The 19,477-nt window shown below is 60.7% G+C and carries 14 protein-coding genes; 1 reads left to right on the top strand and 13 read right to left on the bottom strand.

Going from position 1 to position 19,477, the window contains the following annotated elements; translation table 11 throughout:
- Positions 1-22: 22 nt before the first annotated feature.
- The 4 genes from urtD to urtA form a co-directional block, all read right to left on the bottom strand.
- Complete coding sequence (urtD, locus tag ACQ4OB_RS23210; protein WP_074873357.1) at positions 23-895, bottom strand: urea ABC transporter ATP-binding protein UrtD; 873 nt, start codon at positions 893-895, stop codon at positions 23-25.
- Positions 892-1,971 carry an urea ABC transporter permease subunit UrtC gene (gene urtC, locus ACQ4OB_RS23205; RefSeq protein ID WP_102615308.1) on the bottom strand — a complete coding sequence of 360 codons (1,080 nt, stop codon included), beginning with the start codon at positions 1,969-1,971 and terminating at the stop codon, positions 892-894. Before urtC ends, urtD begins: the two co-directional genes overlap by 4 nt.
- Positions 1,971-3,473, bottom strand: coding sequence for an urea ABC transporter permease subunit UrtB (gene urtB / locus ACQ4OB_RS23200; protein WP_430956521.1), 1,503 nt, complete (start codon positions 3,471-3,473; stop codon positions 1,971-1,973). Before urtB ends, urtC begins: the two co-directional genes overlap by 1 nt.
- Positions 3,474-3,616: 143 nt before the next feature.
- A complete protein-coding gene (gene urtA / locus ACQ4OB_RS23195) occupies positions 3,617-4,882 on the bottom strand; it encodes an urea ABC transporter substrate-binding protein (RefSeq protein ID WP_074873368.1) in 1,266 nt (421 codons plus the stop codon).
- Between the two features lie 285 nt (positions 4,883-5,167).
- Here urtA and ACQ4OB_RS23190 point away from each other — a divergent pair, with 285 nt between their 5' ends.
- On the top strand, positions 5,168-8,521 hold the full coding sequence (locus ACQ4OB_RS23190; protein WP_430956520.1) for a hypothetical protein: 3,354 nt from the start codon (positions 5,168-5,170) through the stop codon (positions 8,519-8,521).
- Positions 8,522-8,552: 31 nt separating this feature from the next.
- Here the strand turns inward: ACQ4OB_RS23190 and ACQ4OB_RS23185 are convergent, their stop codons facing one another.
- From ACQ4OB_RS23185 to ACQ4OB_RS23145, 9 genes are all read right to left on the bottom strand, one after another.
- Positions 8,553-9,563, bottom strand: coding sequence for a FecCD family ABC transporter permease (locus ACQ4OB_RS23185; protein ID WP_430956519.1), 1,011 nt, complete (start codon positions 9,561-9,563; stop codon positions 8,553-8,555).
- Positions 9,560-10,507, bottom strand: coding sequence for an ABC transporter substrate-binding protein (locus tag ACQ4OB_RS23180; RefSeq protein ID WP_430956518.1), 948 nt, complete (start codon positions 10,505-10,507; stop codon positions 9,560-9,562). The genes ACQ4OB_RS23185 and ACQ4OB_RS23180 overlap by 4 nt, the downstream gene beginning before the upstream one ends.
- Entirely contained in the window at positions 10,504-11,292 is a 789-nt protein-coding gene (locus tag ACQ4OB_RS23175; RefSeq protein WP_102615304.1) for an ABC transporter ATP-binding protein, read from the bottom strand. Before ACQ4OB_RS23175 ends, ACQ4OB_RS23180 begins: the two co-directional genes overlap by 4 nt.
- Before the next feature lie 116 nt (positions 11,293-11,408).
- Entirely contained in the window at positions 11,409-13,529 is a 2,121-nt protein-coding gene (locus ACQ4OB_RS23170; RefSeq protein WP_430956517.1) for a TonB-dependent receptor, read from the bottom strand.
- 696 nt (positions 13,530-14,225) lie between these two features.
- On the bottom strand, positions 14,226-15,602 hold the full coding sequence (locus ACQ4OB_RS23165; protein WP_430956516.1) for a PepSY-associated TM helix domain-containing protein: 1,377 nt from the start codon (positions 15,600-15,602) through the stop codon (positions 14,226-14,228).
- A 142-nt stretch (positions 15,603-15,744) separates the two neighbouring features.
- Positions 15,745-17,862 carry a TonB-dependent copper receptor gene (locus tag ACQ4OB_RS23160; RefSeq protein ID WP_430956515.1) on the bottom strand — a complete coding sequence of 706 codons (2,118 nt, stop codon included), beginning with the start codon at positions 17,860-17,862 and terminating at the stop codon, positions 15,745-15,747.
- Between the two features lie 189 nt (positions 17,863-18,051).
- Complete coding sequence (locus tag ACQ4OB_RS23155) at positions 18,052-18,480, bottom strand: DUF2946 domain-containing protein (RefSeq protein WP_102642435.1); 429 nt, start codon at positions 18,478-18,480, stop codon at positions 18,052-18,054.
- Between the two features lie 20 nt (positions 18,481-18,500).
- Positions 18,501-18,980, bottom strand: a complete 480-nt coding sequence (locus tag ACQ4OB_RS23150) for a copper chaperone PCu(A)C (protein WP_074873399.1) — start codon at positions 18,978-18,980, stop codon at positions 18,501-18,503.
- Positions 18,981-19,028: 48 nt separating this feature from the next.
- Positions 19,029-19,427, bottom strand: coding sequence for a DUF2946 domain-containing protein (locus tag ACQ4OB_RS23145; RefSeq protein WP_430956514.1), 399 nt, complete (start codon positions 19,425-19,427; stop codon positions 19,029-19,031).
- Positions 19,428-19,477 lie beyond the last annotated feature (50 nt).

Genomic DNA, 19,477 nt, shown 5'->3' with positions numbered 1-19,477 from the left:
GGAACGATCATCTCCACAGCTCTCAGCGGCCGAGGTACACCTCGATCACGCGCTCGTTGTCCTGCACCTGCTCCAGCGACCCTTCGGCCAGCACGCTGCCCTGGTGCAACACGGTGACGTGGTCGGCGATGGAGCCGACGAAGCCCATGTCGTGTTCCACCACCATCAGCGAATGCTTGCCCGCCAGGCTCTTGAACAGTTCGGCGGTGAATTCGGTTTCGGCGTCGGTCATGCCCGCCACCGGTTCGTCGAGCAGCAGCAGTTGCGGGTCCTGCATCAGCAACATGCCGATTTCCAGAAACTGCTTCTGACCGTGGGACAACAAGCCCGCCGGGCGATTGACCGACGGGGTCAGGCGAATGGTGTCCAGCACTTCGCCGATGCGATCTTTCTGCTCGCCACTCAGGCGCGCCCGCAGGCTGGCCCACACCGATTTGTCGGTTTTCTGCGCCAGTTCCAGGTTTTCAAAAACGCTCAAGGCTTCGAACACCGTCGGTTTCTGGAACTTGCGACCGATGCCGGCCTGGGCGATTTGCACTTCGCTCATCTGCGTCAGGTCGAGGGTTTCGCCGAACCAGGCCTTGCCGTGACTGGGCCGGGTCTTGCCGGTGATCACGTCCATCAGCGTGGTCTTGCCCGCGCCGTTGGGGCCGATGATGCAGCGCAATTCGCCGACGCCGATGTACAGGTTCAGATTGTTCAGCGCCTTGAAGCCATCGAAGCTGACGCTGATGTCTTCCAGGGTCAGGATCGTGCCGTGGCGCGTGTTCAGGCCGGGGCCGGCGCGCTGGCCGAGGCCGATGGCGTCACGGCTGCTGCCGGCGTCCCGGTTGGGTTCCAGTGGTGGAAAAAACGCCGGCTCGAGCATGAATTCAGCCGTTGCAGTGACTCTCATTGTTCACCCCTTTTTTTCAGCAGACCGATCACGCCTTTAGGCAGGTACAAGGTCACGACGATGAACAATGCGCCAAGGAAGAACAGCCAGTATTCCGGGAACGCCACGGTGAACCAGCTCTTCATCCCGTTGACTACACCGGCGCCGAGCAGCGGGCCGATCAGCGTGCCGCGACCGCCCAGCGCCACCCACACGGCGGCCTCGATGGAGTTGGTCGGCGACATTTCACTCGGGTTGATGATCCCGACTTGCGGCACATACAGCGCGCCGGCCAGGCCGCACAGCACCGCGCTCAACACCCAGACAAACAACTTGAAACCGCGTGGATCGTAGCCGCAGAACATCAAGCGGTTTTCCGCATCGCGCAGGGCGGTCAACACCCGGCCGAACTTGCTCTGCGCCAGACGCCAGCCGATGAACAGGCTCGCCACCAGCAACACCACGGTGGCGAAAAACAGCACCGCGCGAGTCCCCGGTTCCGTGATGCCGAAGCCCAGAATGGTGCGGAAGTTGGTAAAGCCGTTGTTGCCGCCAAACCCGGTTTCGTTGCGGAAGAACAGGAGCATCCCGGCGAAGGTCAGGGCCTGGGTCATGATCGAGAAATACACGCCCTTGATCCGCGAACGGAAGGCGAAGAAACCGAACACCAGCGCCAGCAACCCCGGCGCCAGCACCACCAGGCACATCGACCAGAGGAAGCTGCTGGTGCCGGTCCAGTACCACGGCAATTCAGTCCACGACAGAAAGGTCATGAACGCTGGCAAGCCATCGCCCGAGGCCTGGCGCATCAGGTACATGCCCATCGCATAACCGCCGAGGGCAAAGAACAAACCGTGACCGAGGGACAACAGGCCGGCGTAACCCCAGACCAGGTCCAGCGCGAGGGCGACGATGGCGTAGCACAGAATCTTGCCCACCAGCGTCAGCGTGTAGGCCGAGACGTGAAACGTGCTGTCCGGCGACAACAACGACAGCAGCGGCAACGCCAGCAACAGAGCGAGGATCACCGCGCCAACGGCGATCGTGACTTTGGGGCCGGCTTTTTGTGTTGCGGTAACGAGCAGGGGCTGATTCATCAGTCGATCACCCGTCCTTTCAGTGCGAAGAGGCCTTGCGGACGTTTCTGTATGAACAGAATGATCAGCGCGAGGATCAGGATCTTGCCGAGTACGGCACCGATCTGCGGTTCGAGAATCTTGTTGGCGATGCCGAGGCCGAACGCCGCCAGCACGCTACCGGCCAATTGACCGACGCCACCGAGCACCACCACCAGGAACGAGTCGATGATGTAGCTCTGACCGAGGTCCGGGCCGACATTGCCGATCTGGCTGAGGGCTACGCCACCAAGGCCGGCGATGCCCGAACCGAGGCCGAAGGCGAGCATGTCCACGCGCCCGGTCGGCACGCCACAGCAGGCGGCCATGTTTCGGTTCTGGGTGACGGCGCGCACGTTCAAGCCCAGGCGCGTCTTGTTCAGCAGCAGCCAGGTCAGCACCACCACAAACAGCGCGAAGGCGATGATCACGATGCGGTTGTACGGCAGCACCAGATTCGGCAACACCTGAATCCCGCCTGACAACCAGGCCGGGTTCGCGACTTCAACGTTCTGCGCGCCGAACAGCAGTCGCACCAGCTGAATCAGCATCAGGCTGATGCCCCAGGTGGCCAGCAAAGTCTCCAATGGGCGGCCGTAGAGGTGACGAATCACCGTGCGCTCCAGCGCCATACCGATGGCGGCGGTGACGAAAAACGCCACCGGCAACGCGATCAACGGGTAGAACTCGATGGCTTGCGGGGCGAAGCGCTGGAACATCAACTGCACCACATACGTCGAGTACGCGCCGAGCATCAACATCTCGCCGTGGGCCATGTTGATCACGCCGAGCAGGCCGAAGGTGATTGCAAGACCTAACGCCGCCAGCAGCAGAATCGAACCCAGGGACATGCCACTGAAGGCCTGCCCAAGCATCTCGCCGATCAGCAGTTTGCGTTTGACCTGGGCCAGGCTGGTTTCGGCAGCGGTGCGCACATTGGCATCGGCTTCGACACCGGGCTGGAGCAAGCCTTCGAGGCGGGTGCGAGCCAGCGGATCGCCGGTTTCACCCAGCAGACGCACCGCGGCGAGGCGTACGGCCGGGTCGGTGTCCACCAGTTGCAGATTGGCCAGGGCCAGGCTCAACGCGGCGTGTACGGTTTCATCTTTTTCGCCAGCCAGTTGCTGGTCGAGGAATTTCAACTGCGCCGGTTTGGCGCTTTTCTGCAATTGCTGCGCGGCGGCCAGACGGATTTTGGCGTCGGCGGCGAGCAATTGATGGCTGGCCAGCGCGGTATCGATAAGACCCCGCAGGCGATTGTTCAGGCGCAGGGTTTTTGGTTGGCCATCGACCGTCAACTCGCCTTGTTGCAGGGCGTTGATCAGCTCGATACGGGCGGCATCGGGCTGCGCGGCCCAGGCTTCCAGAAGCCTGGCTTGCTGCATGGGATTGGCGACGACGAAGTCTTCGGCGTCGCCAGAATGCGCGGCCATCGGCAATAACAGCGCGATGGCGAGGATGAAACGGTAAAGGGCAGTGGGCATGTCATTGGCCTTGCGTATTGATCGTTCCCACGCTCCGCGTGGGAATGCCTCACCGGACGCTCCGCGTCCGCTTTTGGGACGCGGAGCGTCCCTGGCTGCATTCCCACGCAGAGCGTGGGAACGATCAGGCTGTGCGGGGTGGCTTAGTTGCTCTTCACCGCATAATCGGGCTTCTTGTCGTTACCCTGGATGAACGGGCTCCACGGTTGAGCACGGATCGGCCCTTCGGTTTGCCATACCACGTTGAACTGACCGTCGGCCTGAATCTCGCCGATCATCACCGGTTTGTGCAGGTGGTGGTTGGTCTTGTCCATGGTCAGCGTGTAACCCGACGGCGCGGCAAAGGTCTGGCCGGCGAGGGCTTCGCGGACTTTGTTGACGTCGGTGGACTTGGCTTTCTCGGCCGCTTGCGCCCACATGTGGATGCCCACGTACGTGGCTTCCATCGGGTCGTTGGTCACCGCTTTGTCGGCGCCCGGCAGGTTGTGTTTCTTGGCGTAGGCTTTCCAGTCGGCGACGAATTTCTTGTTCGTCGGGTTCTCGACCGACTCGAAGTAGTTCCAGGCCGCGAGGTTGCCCACCAGCGGTTTGGTGTCGATGCCGCGCAGTTCTTCTTCGCCGACCGAGAACGCTACAACCGGAACGTCAGTCGCTTTCAGGCCCTGGTTGGCCAACTCTTTATAGAACGGCACGTTGGAGTCGCCGTTGACGGTGGAGATGACCGCAGTCTTGCCACCGGCCGAGAATTTCTTGATGTTGGCCACGATGGTTTGATAGTCGCTGTGGCCGAACGGGGTGTAGACCTCTTCGATGTCCTTGTCGGCCACACCTTTGGAGTGCAGGAACGAGCGCAGGATTTTGTTGGTGGTGCGCGGGTAGACATAGTCGGTGCCCAACAGGAAGTAGCGCTTGGCGCTGCCGCCTTCTTCGCTCATCAGGTATTCCACCGCCGGGATCGCTTGCTGGTTCGGCGCGGCGCCGGTGTAGAACACGTTCGGCGACATCTCTTCACCTTCGTACTGCACCGGGTAGAACAGCAGGCCATTGAGCTCTTCGAACACCGGCAACACCGATTTGCGCGACACCGACGTCCAGCAGCCGAACACCACGGCGACTTTGTCCTGGGTCAGCAACTGCCGACCCTTCTCGGCGAACAGCGGCCAGTTCGATGCGGGGTCGACGACCACCGGTTCCAGCATCTTGCCGTTGACGCCGCCCTTGGCGTTGATTTCGTCGATGGTCATCAACGCCATGTCTTTGAGCGAGGTTTCGGAGATCGCCATGGTCCCGGACAACGAATGCAGAATACCGACCTTGATGGTCTCGGCAGCCTGGATGCTCCAGGTCATGCCCATCGCGGCAATGCTTGCCGAGAGTGTGAAAGCCTTGATCAAACTGCGACGCTTCATTGTGCGATCTCCATGAACTTATGAGTTTTCTTGGTTGGCAGATGCGGACTACTAAAGGGTCTTTAGCAAGGGCTGTGCCTAAGACCTGAAGTGCTTTTGCGCAAGGGCGAGAACGTTCGGTGCAGGTACTTGTTGCACCGTGAACGGGCATAAAAACGCTCGCGGGCACGGCGATGCGTCCAAGTGGTGCCGAGCGCACGAAGTAGTAACTATGTACCGCCTGGGCAATGCGTTGCGGTGCGAGAGTGGGGATCACCCTTGAATGACTCAATGGAGTTCCACTGCATGGACGAACAACCCCAACAACTCGCGCCGACCCAGTCGGCGGGATCGGCACTGAACATATTGGAAAGGGCGTTTCTTTCGGCGGACGATGCCGCTCGTTATGCCCATGAGCGAATCGGCCGCCACCGTAACCGCGGGTATTACGGCTATATCCTTCAGCGAAACGATCAGCGGTTTGTGCTCACCGACCTGACCGGGCACCCGGTCAGCATGACTTCCCATCACAAGGTGATCCCCGACAAGCATGTCTTGCACAGTCGTTTCTATTCGCATCCCGCGCTTTCGACGCTCGAAGTCGCCAAGGTTACGCAGCTGAAATGGACTGTCGAAGATGCCGCGACCAGCTTGTTGATGTTCAGCGTTGACGAACTGCGCAACAGCCTGCAGAGCGGTCTGCCGGCTTATCTTTCGGGGGCCGAAAACAGCCTGATCGGTTTCACTCCCGACAGGTCTCGTACAGCGAGCCTGGTGGCCAAACTGGGCACCGAGGCCGCCCCCGGGGTGTTTGCGCTGGGAATGAAGACGGGAGCCATCAAGCCGGAGCAATTCGTCGAGGAAGCCGCGGCGGCCGGCGATTTACAAGTCCTCGTCAGCAACGGTCGCTGGCGGCCCCAGGGACGAATAACCGGGCCTGTCGTCGCCGGTCCGTGGGAACGTAGCGTGCCGGAGCGGGTGTCGTTCGGCGCGGTTTCCCGGTCGGCCGATGAGGCGGCACTCGAGCGCTACGCCAAAGACACCGAGCTGCATGACGAAGAACGGACCTGGTTCGGATTCATCCTCAAACAACAAGGCAAGGAGGAGTACATCGCCACTGAGCTGGTCCCGGTCAGCGATGGGAGAGACAAACTTTACTCGTTGCGCAGCCTGTTTGGCATTTCCCGCAAGGCTGGGGACTATGACTATCCCGAGTCATTCAAGCTCCACGCTTTTTACTATTCGCGCCAACGGGTCAAGCATGCCCGCGACCCGGCCAGGCGCTGGCTGGCGCACCACTTCATTGTGCCCAGGGATCTGTTTGTGGTGGTTTATGACTCCAACAAACGTCCGGTGCTGGACCCGGACAGGGTCATTCCTCTCTACGTCTCGACTCAGGACGGAGCCCTGCTCAAATACGTCCCGCGCAAGGGCACCAAGCTGTTCGACAACGACACCCCCGGCATGGGGCTGGAAGAAATCCAGAAAAACCTGGCCAGTGGTGTGCTGACCCCGACGGGTTTTGTCCGAGTGGTCGCCAACAGCGGTGTGTTGCAGGTGATGCGCACCAATGTCTGCTGGGACAGTAAAGGGGTGGTCGACAAGCACTGGCAGTCGAGCATGAACCTGCAACGGCGAACCCTCGGCCCGGTATTTCTGACGGCTGACGATGCGGCTCTGCATGCGCGTTCGCAGATACCGAGCGGTAGCGCCAAGGCGTTTGGCGGTGTGATCCTGAAACGAGCCGATGGTTTTTTTGTGGCCACCGATCCGATCGCTATCCTGCGAGAAGACTTTGATATCCCGTGGGTCTTCCCGGACGAAGCCGTGACCCTTGGCCAGTTTCCGGCGGGGTGTTCGGTGGTGGCGCGCTATCGCTCCCGAGTGCCTCGCGAGTTGCCGGTGCTGCTGTCGAAAGTCGACAAGGAGGTGTATCTCAACATGCTCTCCGCCGATGTCGCGTACACCGCATTCACCCGCGAAGGGCAAACGTTCGATGAATACTTTCTGGCGCCGGACGGCGCGACCATTCGCTATCGGGCCGGGTTATGGGCACGATTCAAAGCCGACCTGGCCATTGCCCTGGGCACTTCGGGCAAGCCGGGGCGAGAGCTGGATGCCGCATCGATCAAGGAACAAATCTATCGGGGGCTGCTGTCACCGACAAACTGGGTAAAAAGCCTGGCAAAGTCCGGTTACCTGCAAGTGGTTTCAGGGAGCCCGCTATGGGGCCCGGCTCGTACCGTGACAGAATTCGAAGCCTATCCCCCGGCCGCAGCAGTAACTTCCGGCTATGCACGAGCGGTTGCCGAGCCGGCCTGTAGCCCGATGTACCTTCGAGAACAGGATGCGGCCTGTTTCGCTCATGAACGGGCACGCAATCGTTCAGCGACGGGGTTTGGATTCATTCTGAAAAATACCCGTACCGGCGTCTTCATTGCGACCCTGCCCATTGACGTGCAAGGCACATGGTTGGCGTATGAGCGAATCTTTCCCGGTGTACTCCCTTCTTCCCATGTCAGCAGCGCGATTCACCTGTGCGCGGGTCAAGCGCCGCAAAAGCTGTCGGACGATGATTACCGGCATTTCCTTTCCCCCGTGGACGTGAGTCTGGTCCGTGACGCTGCGCGAACGCCCCATGGCTTTAGGCCGATTTATTTCTCCTGCGCCGATGGTGCCTTGTTGCGATTGTTGCTCAGCCCCTTCGACCCGGACCTTTCGCGGGACAAATTCGGCCAGTACGAATTCAAGGACAATCCGTTTGCCGCGCTCGAGCACGCGCAACGTGACTGGAAGGACATCGGCGAGGGCAGGTTCAGGTTGAGCAGCTACATCCAGCGAATGGCCAAGTCCGGAGAACTGGAGGTCCTGGTGACCAGCGCCTATTGGTCTCAAAAAGGCAAAGTGAGCCAGAACTGGCGGCCCCGCATGCCTTCTGTTTCCGTCGATGAGCAGTGGGCAAACAGCCCTGCGCCAGCCTTGGGACCGATATTCCATCACCCTGACGACGCGGCCCTTTATGCGCAGTCGCGGCTGGGCAGTCACGAGAGTCAAACGACAGTGCACGCCAGCGGGATTTTGAGCAGCCCCGGCACTAATTCCTTTGTTGCGCTGGAGCCCATTGCAGACCCTGGGTATCCCAATGAAGCCATCAAGCGAATTTTCCGTATTGCGAGTGATCCCTTGACCTCACCGCGCAATAAAGCGCCACGTTTTCCCGACGGCTACACATTGGTGGCCGGCCATCAGCTTTTCCAGGCCGCAGGCTCGACACTGTCCGAACACTCCGATTCAACTGACGCAAACTTCGCCTCTCCGGCCCAGGTGCATGCGCACACCCATGCCTTGAAAGCCAAAGGGTTCGATATCAACGCCTACTACTATTCGACGCGTTATGGAGCATTGCTCAAATACACACCAACCTATTCGGCCTCGGAGCGAACATTGCTGCTGACCCAGCCAGTTCAGCTCGTCGAAGGAAAGTGGGCCACCGTGCTGTCGACCGATGTGTTTATTACCCGTCTGGCGGACATCGGCAATTTGCAGGTGCTCAAGCCTGCGTATTTCTGGAATCAGGCCAGGCGCCTGGGCTCCGACTGGAGCCTCAGACGCCAACAGATTCAGGATATCTTCCCCCACCCCACGCGGGATGAGCTGTAAGGGGGCGGGGTAGCGGTCACAGCCGTTGGCATCAGCGCCTGCGCATCAGACCGATGAAAAACAACCCGCCAATCGCCGCCGTGGCTATGCCGATCGGCAAATCCTCGGGGGCGATCAGGGTGCGGGCGGCGACGTCGACCCAGACCAGAAAGATGCTTCCCAACAACACGCACACCGGCAGCAACCGCCGATGCTCCGCCCCGACCAGACGCCGCGCAATGTGCGGCACCATCAGCCCGACAAACCCGATAGACCCGCTGATCGACACCAGCACCCCGGTCATCAACGACGCAATCAAAAACACCCGCAAGCGCACGGTGCGAGCATTCAGGCCGAGGGTGACCGCGGTCTGTTCGCCGGTCATCAACGCATTCAACGGTCGAGCCATGCCCAGCAGCAGCACCAGCCCCAGCAATACGCTGGCCGCCGGCACCGCGAGCAACTCCCAACGCGCCAACCCAAGCCCGCCGAGCATCCAGAACATCACCGCCGAACTCGCGCGATGGTCGCCAAGAAACAGCAGCAGATTGGCGATTGCCATCATCACGAAGGACACCGCCACGCCGCACAACAGCAGCCGGTCACTGTCGAGCCGTCCGTTGCGGTTGGCGATCATCAGCACGATCAACATGCTCAGCAATGCGCCGATAAACGCCGCGATCGGCAAGGTCAGCAAGCCAACGACTTCACCCACATGCAGCACCACGATCACCGCACCGAGGGTCGCGCCAGAGGTGACCCCGAGCAAGTGCGGGTCGGCCAGCGGATTGCGCGTCACCGCTTGCAGCACCGCACCGATCAGCGCGAGCCCGGCGCCCACCAACGCACCCAATAGCATGCGCGGCACGCGAATCAGCCAGACGATGTGTTGCTGCCCGGCGGCCCAGTCCGGCACGCCGACACCGAAAATCTTGTGCAACAGAATCCGCCACACCACGTCCACCGGCACCCGCGCCGGACCGAAGCCCAGCGACACCACACACGACACCAGCAACAACGCGCCAAGGGCCATCAGCAACAAGGCGTAGCGACGATTGATCATTCGCGGTGGAAACCCTTGGCCAGGGTTTCGACTGCCAGCACGTTGTCGATCCCCGGCGTGGCTTGCACATACGGAATCACGATGAAGCGTTGATGCTTGATCGCGTCCACCGATTGCAGCGCCTTGTTGTTGAGCAGGAACTGTTGCTTCTGCTCGGCAGTGATTTCGCCGTAATCAACGATCACGATCACCTGCGGATTGCGCTCGACCACGTTTTCCCAATTGACCCGGGTCCAGCTCGCTTCGACGTCATCGAGAATATTGCGCCCGCCAGCGGCGTCGATCAGCGCTTGCGGCATGCCGAGGCGACCGGACGTCATGGCGCGGTCTTCACCGCTGTCATAGAGGAAGACGCGAGGTTTGTCCGTCGGCAGATCCTTGCGCACCTCGGCGACTTGCGATTGCATCCGGGCGACCAAGGCGTTGGCGCGATCCTGCACGTCGAAGATTTTGCCGAGGTTGCGCAGGTCGTTGTAGGTGTCTTCCAGGCTGGCCGGTGGACGCTTCATCACGAACGCGCAGGACTCCGTCAGCTCGTAGACATCGATGCCCAACGGCTGCAACGTTTGCGGTGTGAGATCACCGCCGACGCGCATGCCGTAATCCCAACCGGCAAAGAAGAAATCAACGTTGGCGTTGAGCAGGGTTTCCACCGACGGGTACTTGGCCGCCAACTCCGGCAAGCCATCGAGGATGGTTTGCATCTGCGGTGTGACCGACTTCCAGCCGGTCACACCGCTATACCCGGCCATGCTGGGTTTCAGACCGAGGGCCAGCATCATCTGGGTCATGTTGATGTCGTGGCTGACCGCGTGTTTCGGCGCTTGCTTGAAGGTCACTTCGCGATTGCAGCTCTGCACGGTCAACGGGTAGTGAGTGGCCTCGGCAAATGCTTGGGCATTGCCCAGCAACAGAGCGGCGCAAAGCAGGGAACGCAAAGTCATGGTTGGGTGATCCAGGTAATTCGTGGGTAGCCGTGCAAGGGGTGTTGATCGATCAGCGCTTCGACGCCGAACACATCGCGCAGCAGTGGGGCGGTCAAGACTTCTTCGGGCGTGCCGCTGGCGACGATGCGGCCGTGATTGATCACATACAGCCGATCACAGAAAGCAGCCGCCAGATTGAGGTCGTGGATGCTCGCCAGGGTGCCGATCTTCAGGCGTTTGACCAGTTGCAGCAGTTCGAGCTGATAACGCGGGTCGAGATGATTGGTCGGCTCGTCGAGGATCAGCATTTGTGGTTGCTGAGCCAGGGCGCGGGCGAGGATCACACGCTGTTTTTCACCGCCGGAGAGGGTGGCGAAGTCATGGTCTTCGAAGCCTTTCAGACCGACTGATTCGAGGGCCTGGGTAGCGAGTTTCCTGTCCTCCGGGGTGTCGCTGTCGAACAAGCCTTTATGCGGTGTGCGGCCCATGGCGACGACTTCATCGACGGTGAGGCCGAAGGCGTCGGGGAATTCCTGCAGGACCACGGCGATGCGTTGCGCGCACCAGCGCGAGGATTGCTTCCAGACGTTGTGATGGTCGAGCTTGACCTCGCCGCACTCGGGTTTGCTGAAGCGCCAGGCACAGCGCAGCAGGCTGGTTTTGCCGCTGCCGTTGGGGCCGATCAGGCCGACGAACTCACCCGGGAGCACGCGCAAGGTCGCCTCACGCAGTTGGAACTGGTGATGGCAATGGCCGTGGCCCAAGGGTGTCCAGGCGAGGTTTGTGAGGTTCAGCGAGGTCATGCATCTACTCTGAAATTTTCGGTGTTGCTGATGGCCTCATCGCGAGCAAGCTCGCTCCCACAAGGACTGTGCAAAACCTGTGGGAGCGAGCTTGCTCGCGATGGGGGCGACACGGTTTAAAACTGATAATCAGCGGTGACGAAAAACGACTGCGGTTCGCCGAGGATCCACTGCTGCCCCTCATTGTATTGGCTTTGCGCATACTGCCGGTCAAACAGATTGTTCACCTGCAACCCCAGCGTCGTATTCCGCAGCGCCTTCCAGGACAGCGTGGCGTCCACCACGGTGTAGCTCGGCAGCTCATTCTGGTTGGCCATGTCCGCAAAACGCGCATCCACATAACGCACGCCGGCGCCGGCCTTCAAGTCATCATTGATCGCTTTGCTCAGCCACAGATTCGCCGTGCGCCGTGGCACGTCCGCCGGACGATTGCCGTTGCGCGACACCGGTATACCACTCACCACTTCTTCGAAATCGTCGAACCTGGCTTTGACGATGGCCGCATTGGCCTGCAGTTGCCAGGCGTGCGGCAGTTGCAGGTCGAGGCTGGCTTCGAGGCCGTTGGACGATTGCTGGCCGACCTGCTGTTTGAGCGTCGGATTGCCCGGGTCGTCAGTCAGCAGTTTCTTTTTGACGATGCGATACGCCGCCAGCGTCCACTCGCCGCGCTGATCCCAGAACAATTGCTTCACGCCGATCTCGGCCTGCTTCGCGGTGGACAAGTCATATTGCTGCTGGCTCGGGCTCAGGGAAATCAACCCGCCGACACCGTCGGTGCTGGTGGCGTACTGACCGTAGAACGAGGTGTCAGGCGTCACGGCAAACACCAGTCCAGCCTTCCAGTTATTACCGGTCAGGGTCTTGTCGCTTTGGCTGCCATCCACCAGATTGTCGCGGTCGACGTGCACGTAATCGCGGCGCACGCCGGTCACCAGCGACCAGCGTTCGCTCAACTGCGTGCGGTTTTCGGCGAAGGCCGACAGCTGTTTTGTCGTCGACTGGAACTGATCACGGTACGGGTCGGCGCTTTCAAAACTACCGCGCTGTGGGTGATGAAAATCGATCGGTTGGCCATTCGGTAACGCGTCATTGAACGGCGAGTTGCTGTCGAGCTGGAAGCGAATCCGGTTGTAATCGACACCCGTCACGGTCTGGCTTTCGAGGCCGAACAGGGTGTGTTTGAAGGTGAAGGTCTGGCGATCACCGATCTGCTCCTGCTTGTGGCCGATGCCGAAATACCCGCTGCGGCTGAGCTGTTGAGTGTCGCGGTCGAAGTTGTAGTTCTCGGCGTTCTGCCAGCGGCGTTGGGCCTTGAGGTAATACAGCTCGTTAGTCGAATTGACGCTCTCGGAGAGTTGCCAGTCGCTGGTCAGCCGCGTCCATTGATCGTTGTAGTGCTGCTTGTCGTTGCTGACGTTGTAGTTCTTGTCCCGCAGGCCTTCGTGAAAGCGCCCGTTTATCAGCGGCGTGCCGAAGGTGTTCATCGGCTTTTGATCGCCGTAATCGTGGGCTAGGGTAAACGCCAGATCGTCGGTCGCTTGCCAGCGCAGGGCGGCGCTGATGAAGTCGCTGGACGAATCGCCGCGATCAACCCAGCCGTTGCTGCGCAGGCGATTGAGGTTCAAGCGGTAGCTCAAGGTGTCACTCAATGAGCCGCCGCTGTCGAAGGCCTGTTGCTGACCGTCATAGGAACCGTAGCCGAGACGAACATGGTTTTCGATCTCGCCTTCAAACGGTTTTTTCGGGATCACATTGACCACCGCGCCGGTCGCGCCTTCGCCGTACAGCACCGATGCCGGGCCGCGCAGCACATCAACGCGCTCCACCGACCACGTGTCGACCGGGAAGGTCACGGTGCCCATGCCGGTGTACATGCGGTTGCCGTCATACAGCTGCATCAGCGAACCCTGCCCGGTAAAACCTCGTGCCGACAACGACGTGCCGCCATCGCCCGGCGTGCCGGTGCGGCTGATCCCGGTGCTGCGCGACACGGCGTCTTGCACACTGCGATCACCCCGCGCGCGGATCTGTTCGCCGGTCAGGCTTTCGACGCTGGCAGGGGTTTCCATCGCAGTGAGGTTCAGGCGCGAACCGGCAGTGGTCGGGGTGTTCAGGCTGACGGTTTCGTCGTCATTGACCTCGGCGGTAATGGTGCCGGTGGGCAGCGTCAACGGTTGCGCGTCGGCGCTGTGGTTCATGGCGAGCAGGCAGAGGCCGGACAAGAGGTACTTGTTCATCGGGGCGGTGAACCACTTATGCAAAGAAAACCCGCAGCGAGGGGTGCGGGTCAGGCGGTGCATTTAGAGTTATACAGTAACACTAAATGCACCGGGAGATAAGCGCGGGAAGTCTACAGATCCCTCTAAACCGCGCATCTCGCCTGTTTCATGATGAAGGTGAGGCCGATTCAGTTTGCTGGCCCGAGATTCTTTTAATCACAAGAAAACAGGCCTGACTGTCATTTGTGACAGTAGACCGTGGCCCTCACGAGCGTTAGCGTTAAATCTCGTCAACGGGCAGAGGAATACTGAACGTGCGGATATTCGCCATCACAACATTGTCCGGTTTGCTGGTTCTTTGGAGCGCTGCCACGGCCATTGCTGGGCAAGACTGCATCAGTGCCTGGAAGCAAAATCCTGTTAGCCAAAGCTGCAAGGCCTACTCAAGTGCCACCTCGCCGGATCAGGACATACCGGAGGTCATCGACTTGGAGAACGACCAGTGTCGAATGACGGTTACTTGCAAGAATCAGTACGGTGGCGGCACACCCAACCCATCCACGGACATCGATATGGCCGAATTAAAAAATGTCCACAATTGCAACGGCCTCCTGCAGGTTGATCCCTGTTGAGGCGGGAAACAAGATCGGGATCGGAGAGAGCACCGGCCCCTATTCTTGGCGTTTCTTACATTGTTCGGTATCAGTTCATTCTTCAGGCAGCCGGGCCAGATTCAGTTTGTCGATTCAGGCGTGTCAGCAGCACCCGATCGAGCAGCCAGACCACCACCAGCGAAGCCCCCACCAACGGGAACACCACCGCCAATGCAAACATGATGACCATCGCGATTTTCCATTTCGGCAAGTCGTGGCGCAGCGGCGGAACACCGAATTTTCCTTGTGGGCGGCGCTTCCACCAGATCACCACACCGCTGACGGCGCTGAGCAGAATCATCAGGCAGATCAGCAGGATGATGATCTGGTTGAGCGGGCCGAACATTTTGCCTTCGTGCAGCATCACGCCGATTTCTGTTGCCCGGGCGACGGTGCCGTACTGCTCGAAACGCACGTCGGCGAGGACATTGCCGGTGTACTGATCGATATGCAGGGTGGCGTCGTTGCGCGGGTCGTCGGCGAACACGGCGATGGTGAACACGCCAGTCGCGGTGGTCGGGAAAGTGATGCTGTAGCCCGGTTCGACTTTGCGTTGCACGGCGATGTCCTGCACGTCTTGCAGGCTGATGGTCGGTGCGGCGGGACCCGCTTGCGTGCCGCTGTGGGCCATGTGTTCGGCGTGGTCGCCGGACATTGGCATCGGTGTGTTTTCCATCGCCCAAGGCACGGTCTGGCGGGTGGCGGTGTTGAGACTGCGGGCCTCGACATCGGACTGGGGCACGTTGTCCCACATCGCGGCCGGAAAGACGTTCCACACTTGCGCGTATTGCTTGCCCCAGAACCCGGTCCAGGTCATGCCGCTGAGCAGCATCACCAGCAGCAGCGACGCGCCCCAGAACCCGGTCACCGCGTGCAGGTCACGCCAGAGCACTCGACCGCGACTGTTCAAGCGCGGCCACAAGATGCCGGCTGCCTGGCCGCGCGGCCACCACAGAAAGACCCCGGAGACCACCAACACCACGCCCCAGCCGGCGGCCAGCTCGATCAGTCGGTCGCCGACGGTGCCGATCATCAATTCGCCATGAATCGCTCGCGCGACGGCTTGCAGATTCTTTTTCGCGTCTTGCTCGCCGAGGATGTCGCCGTGGTAGGGATCGACGAAAACGTTGAGCTCGGTACCAGCATTGAGCACGACAAATTGCGCGCTGCGTTCGGCGTTGACCGGTGGCAAATACTGCTTGATCGTGGCTTGTGGGTAAGCCTCTTTGACTCGCTTGAGCAGGTCATCGGCCGGGACGCTGTGATGCCCGGCCGGGACGTTCAGCAAGCTGCCGTACATCAATGGGTCGAGTTGCGGCTTGAACAGGTAAATGATGCCAGTCAGAGCCAGCATCACCATGAAAGGCGCGACGAACAGACCGGCATAGAAGTGCCAGCGCCAGGCCAGGTTGTAGAAATTCGGTTTGGGCTGTTTCATCACGTGTGCTCCGCTAGGCTTGGGTCTTTTAGTTGTTTGTTTGCGGTTGCTGCGCAACCGATCGCGAGCAGGCTCGCTCCCACAGGTTCAACACGGTCCATGTGGGAGCGAGCTTGCTCCGGGCGGCGTTCCGACGATGCGTTTAGAAGCTCATGTCCACCTTGGTCCAGAGCGTGCGCCCCGGTTCTTTAATGGCTTGCGGGTCATTGGCCGGGTAGCCGAAACCGGCATTGCCGGCCAGGTTCAAGTGCTCGGCGTACGCCTTGCCGAACAGGTTGTCGACGCCGGTGCTGACCTTCCAGTTTTGGTTGATCCGGTACGCGCCATTGAGCGAGAACACGCCAAAGCCCGAGGTCTTGTCGAAGTCCTTGCCGACCACGTTGCCCTTGTTCTGGTCGATGCGGTTTTGCGCCGCCACCACTCGCCACAAAGCCCCGGCGCTCCAGTTGTCTTCGCTGTAGGTCAGGCCGAAACGGGCGTCCAGCGGCGGCATTTGCGGCAGTGCGTTACCGTCGCTGCTGTTCTTGCCCCAGGCGTAGGCCAGGGTCGCGTCGGCTTTCCAGTTGCTGGTCAGCTTGTAGGCCGCACCCAATTCGCCGCCCATGATTCGTGCGTCGATGTTCTGTGCTTGCGAGGTCGTGCCCATCATGGTTGGCGTGTAGTTGAACAGGATGTAGTCGCGCACCTGCCCGACGTAACCCGAGGCCCAGGCTTCGAGGTCTTCGGTCTTGTATTGCAGGCCGAAATCGAGCTGGGTGGTTTTTTCAGGCTTGATCGAATCGAAGGCATTCACCGAGCCTGCGGGGCCGGATTTGGGCGAAAACAGCTCCCAGTAATCCGGGAAACGCTGGGTGTGGCCGAGGCCGGCATACAGCGTGGTCGGGCTGTCGGCCAGGTCGTGCTCGTAACGGACGAAGCCGCTTGGCAGTGTGTCGGCACGGGTGTCGTCGGCGGTCGGATTAGGGCGCGCCATCATCCCGGAGCCCTTGGTCTGCCGGAAATCCTTGGCCGAAGCGCGGTCCAGGCGCGCGCCGGTAATCAGCCGGTCACGGTCGGCTGCGTACCAGGTCAATTCGCTGAACACGCCGTAGTTGTGGAAGTCGGCATCCTTGTTGCGCGGCAACTCCTTGTAGATGTCGATGCCCATGGCGCTGCGCTGGCGATGTTCGCTGGTCTGCGCATCGATGCCGCTGATCAATTGCACGTCGGCCCAGCGCCACGTGGCTTTGATCCGTGCGCCGAGGGTTCGACGGTCGACATTGGAGGCCATGGGGCCGGCCATCATCCCGGTGCCGGACGGCGTGCGCAGGGTGTAGTTGTCCATCACGTGGTCGGCGTAGTTGTAGTAGACCTGCGCCTCGACCTTGTCCAGCACATCGCCGATGTTCGACTGCTCGAAACGCAAACCCAGGCTTTCGCGTAAGAACTGCGAACCGTCCATGCCGCGACCGGCGTAACGCGCTTCGCCATCGCCCTTGCCGGCGGTGAGTTCCAGCAGGGTGTCGGCGTCCGGGGTCCAGCCCACCGCAACGTCGCCATTCCACTTGTCGTAGCGCGACGGCACGGTGTCGTTGTTGCCATCCCGGTAATCGTCGGCATGCGCGGTGTTGCCGATTACTCGCACGTAACCCAATGGCCCGCCGGCAGCAGCATCCACCACTTTATCGAAACGGCCGTTGGAGCCCGCCAGCACGCTGGCGTTCACCCGCGTGCCGAGTTCGCCGAAGCTTTCCGGCTCACGGTCGAAGAGGATGGTCCCGGCTGATGCGCCCGGTCCCCAGAGCACGGTTTGCGGGCCTTTGATCACGGTCAGCTTGTCGTAAGTTTCCGGCGAGATGTACGAAGTCGGTGCGTCCATTCGGCCGGGGCAGGCGCCGAGCAACTGGCCGCCGTTGGTGAGGATGTTCAATCGCGAGCCGAACATGCCGCGCAGCACCGGGTCACCGTTGGTGCCGCCGTTGCGCACGAGGGCGAAGCCGGGGATGGTTTTCAGGTAATCGCCACCGTCGCTGGCCGGCACCGGTTGGCGCGGGTCCTTGGGATTGGTGACGATGGTCAGTGGCGAACTCGGGGCGATGGCGGTGATCACCGTCGGGCTCAGTTCTTCACTGTGACCGGTGTGTTCATCGGCCAGCACCATGGGGGTCAGCAGTGCCCCGCAAAGGAAGGCGGTGGCGTGCCTGAAGCGAACGCGAGATTCGTTCAGGGCAAAAGAAGCCTGGGCAGCGCTCAAGCGTGTGTCAGCAGAAAACCTGGACATGACAATTTCCATCGAACAGTCGTAAACGACACGGCCGGCAGCCTGCGCATTCCTTGTGGGAGTGAGCCTGCTCGCGATGAGGGAGGGTCAGCCAACATCAATGTTGAATGACCCATCGCGATCGCGAGCAGGCTCGCTCCCACAGGTTGCTTTGGCTGCTTTTAAACCGTGTGAGATCGGGGTGGGTGTTTACGCGGCGATGGGCGGGGCGCGGGTGCGGGCGCCGGGGAAGAAGGTTTGCCGGGCGTGGCCCAGGCGCGGGGAGGGTGTGGTGAAAGTGGTGGCTTTTGGTGTGTCGAATGCGACGAAGGAATGGCCGCCAGTCAGCGCCGGGCAATTGAACAGCAGGCTGCAATAGCCACATTTTTCCCAGAGTGCATGGTGGTCGGCTTTTGGTGGACAGTGCTCGGCCGCGGCTTGCGCGCCGTGATCGGCGTGCTCCATTGCCGACATGTCCATCGACATCGACATCGAGGCGCGTTGATCCATCGGCATCGACTGAGAAATCAGCGGGCCGATAAAGATCATCAACATGGCGAACAAGCTGATCCAGCTGCCGCGCGTCAGGCTTAACGGCTGACGACGGTGTGCGGATGACCTGGCGCTAAGCGGGCGCATGGGCGTTTTTGCTCAGTCGGTTACTGGGCGTGGGCGTGCGTCTGCATGCTTTCCGGCGGCTTCTTCTGCACCGAGACGTCCACCGTTACGGCGCCGGACTTCTCGAAATGCATCGTCAGCGGGAAGCGTTTGCCGTCGCTCAGCAGGCTGCGGTCCTTCAGGTTTACCAGCATTACGTGGTAGGCCATCGGTGCAAAAGAGACGTTGCCACCGGCAGGAATGTCGACGCTCGGCACCTGCTGCATTTTCATCAGGTCGTTTTGCATGACGTGCTCGTGCAACTGGGCTTCGCCTGCAATGGGCGAGTCGACGCTGAGCAGTCGGTCGGCGGTTTTACCGCTGTTGTGAATCACGAAATACGCCGCCACCGTTGGCGCGTTGGGCGGCAACTCCTGCGACCACGGATGGGCGATCTCAAGCTCGCCAGCCTTGTATTCGTGAGCATTGGCAAAACAGGCAGGCAGCAGCAATACAGCCAGGACGATGAGTTTGTTCAACATGGCAGTTCTCCAGAACGATTCGAAACGCAGGTCAATTGCGAGAAGGAATCACACCAGAGGGGACGCGCGGGGGTTGAGGCTCGGCCATTGCTGGCGCGGTGTCGGTGTATCGAGAGAGGTATCAGGCAGGCTGCGATTGGCCTCGAAATGTGCGAAGTACAGTTGCGGCACATGCCCCGGCAGCGCCACCAGTGGCGCGGAACCTGAACAGCACCAGCAATGTTGCATGTTGGAGTGATCGTCACTCTGAGGAGCTTTCTGTTCGATATCGCCCAGGGAAATCGCCACCATCTTCGTGCCGCTGGACGAACAGAAACTGCCCCACAACAACTGCTCGGCAGGCGATTTCGCCGTCTGCGCCATCGCTCCCGTCATCGGCATGGCGAGCATGTTGAACAGCACTGCGAAGCAGGCGATCCAGGCAAATGCGAGCCGTTGTCGGGACATGGGGCAAATCCGGTTGGGTGGGGGATCAAGCGCGGCTATTTAGCCTGATC

Source organism: Pseudomonas sp. ES4, from assembly GCF_050586665.1.
Lineage (GTDB): Bacteria > Pseudomonadota > Gammaproteobacteria > Pseudomonadales > Pseudomonadaceae > Aquipseudomonas > Aquipseudomonas frederiksbergensis.
Note: the sequence above shows the minus strand (reverse complement) of the source record. Positions and strands in the feature narration are given on the sequence as shown.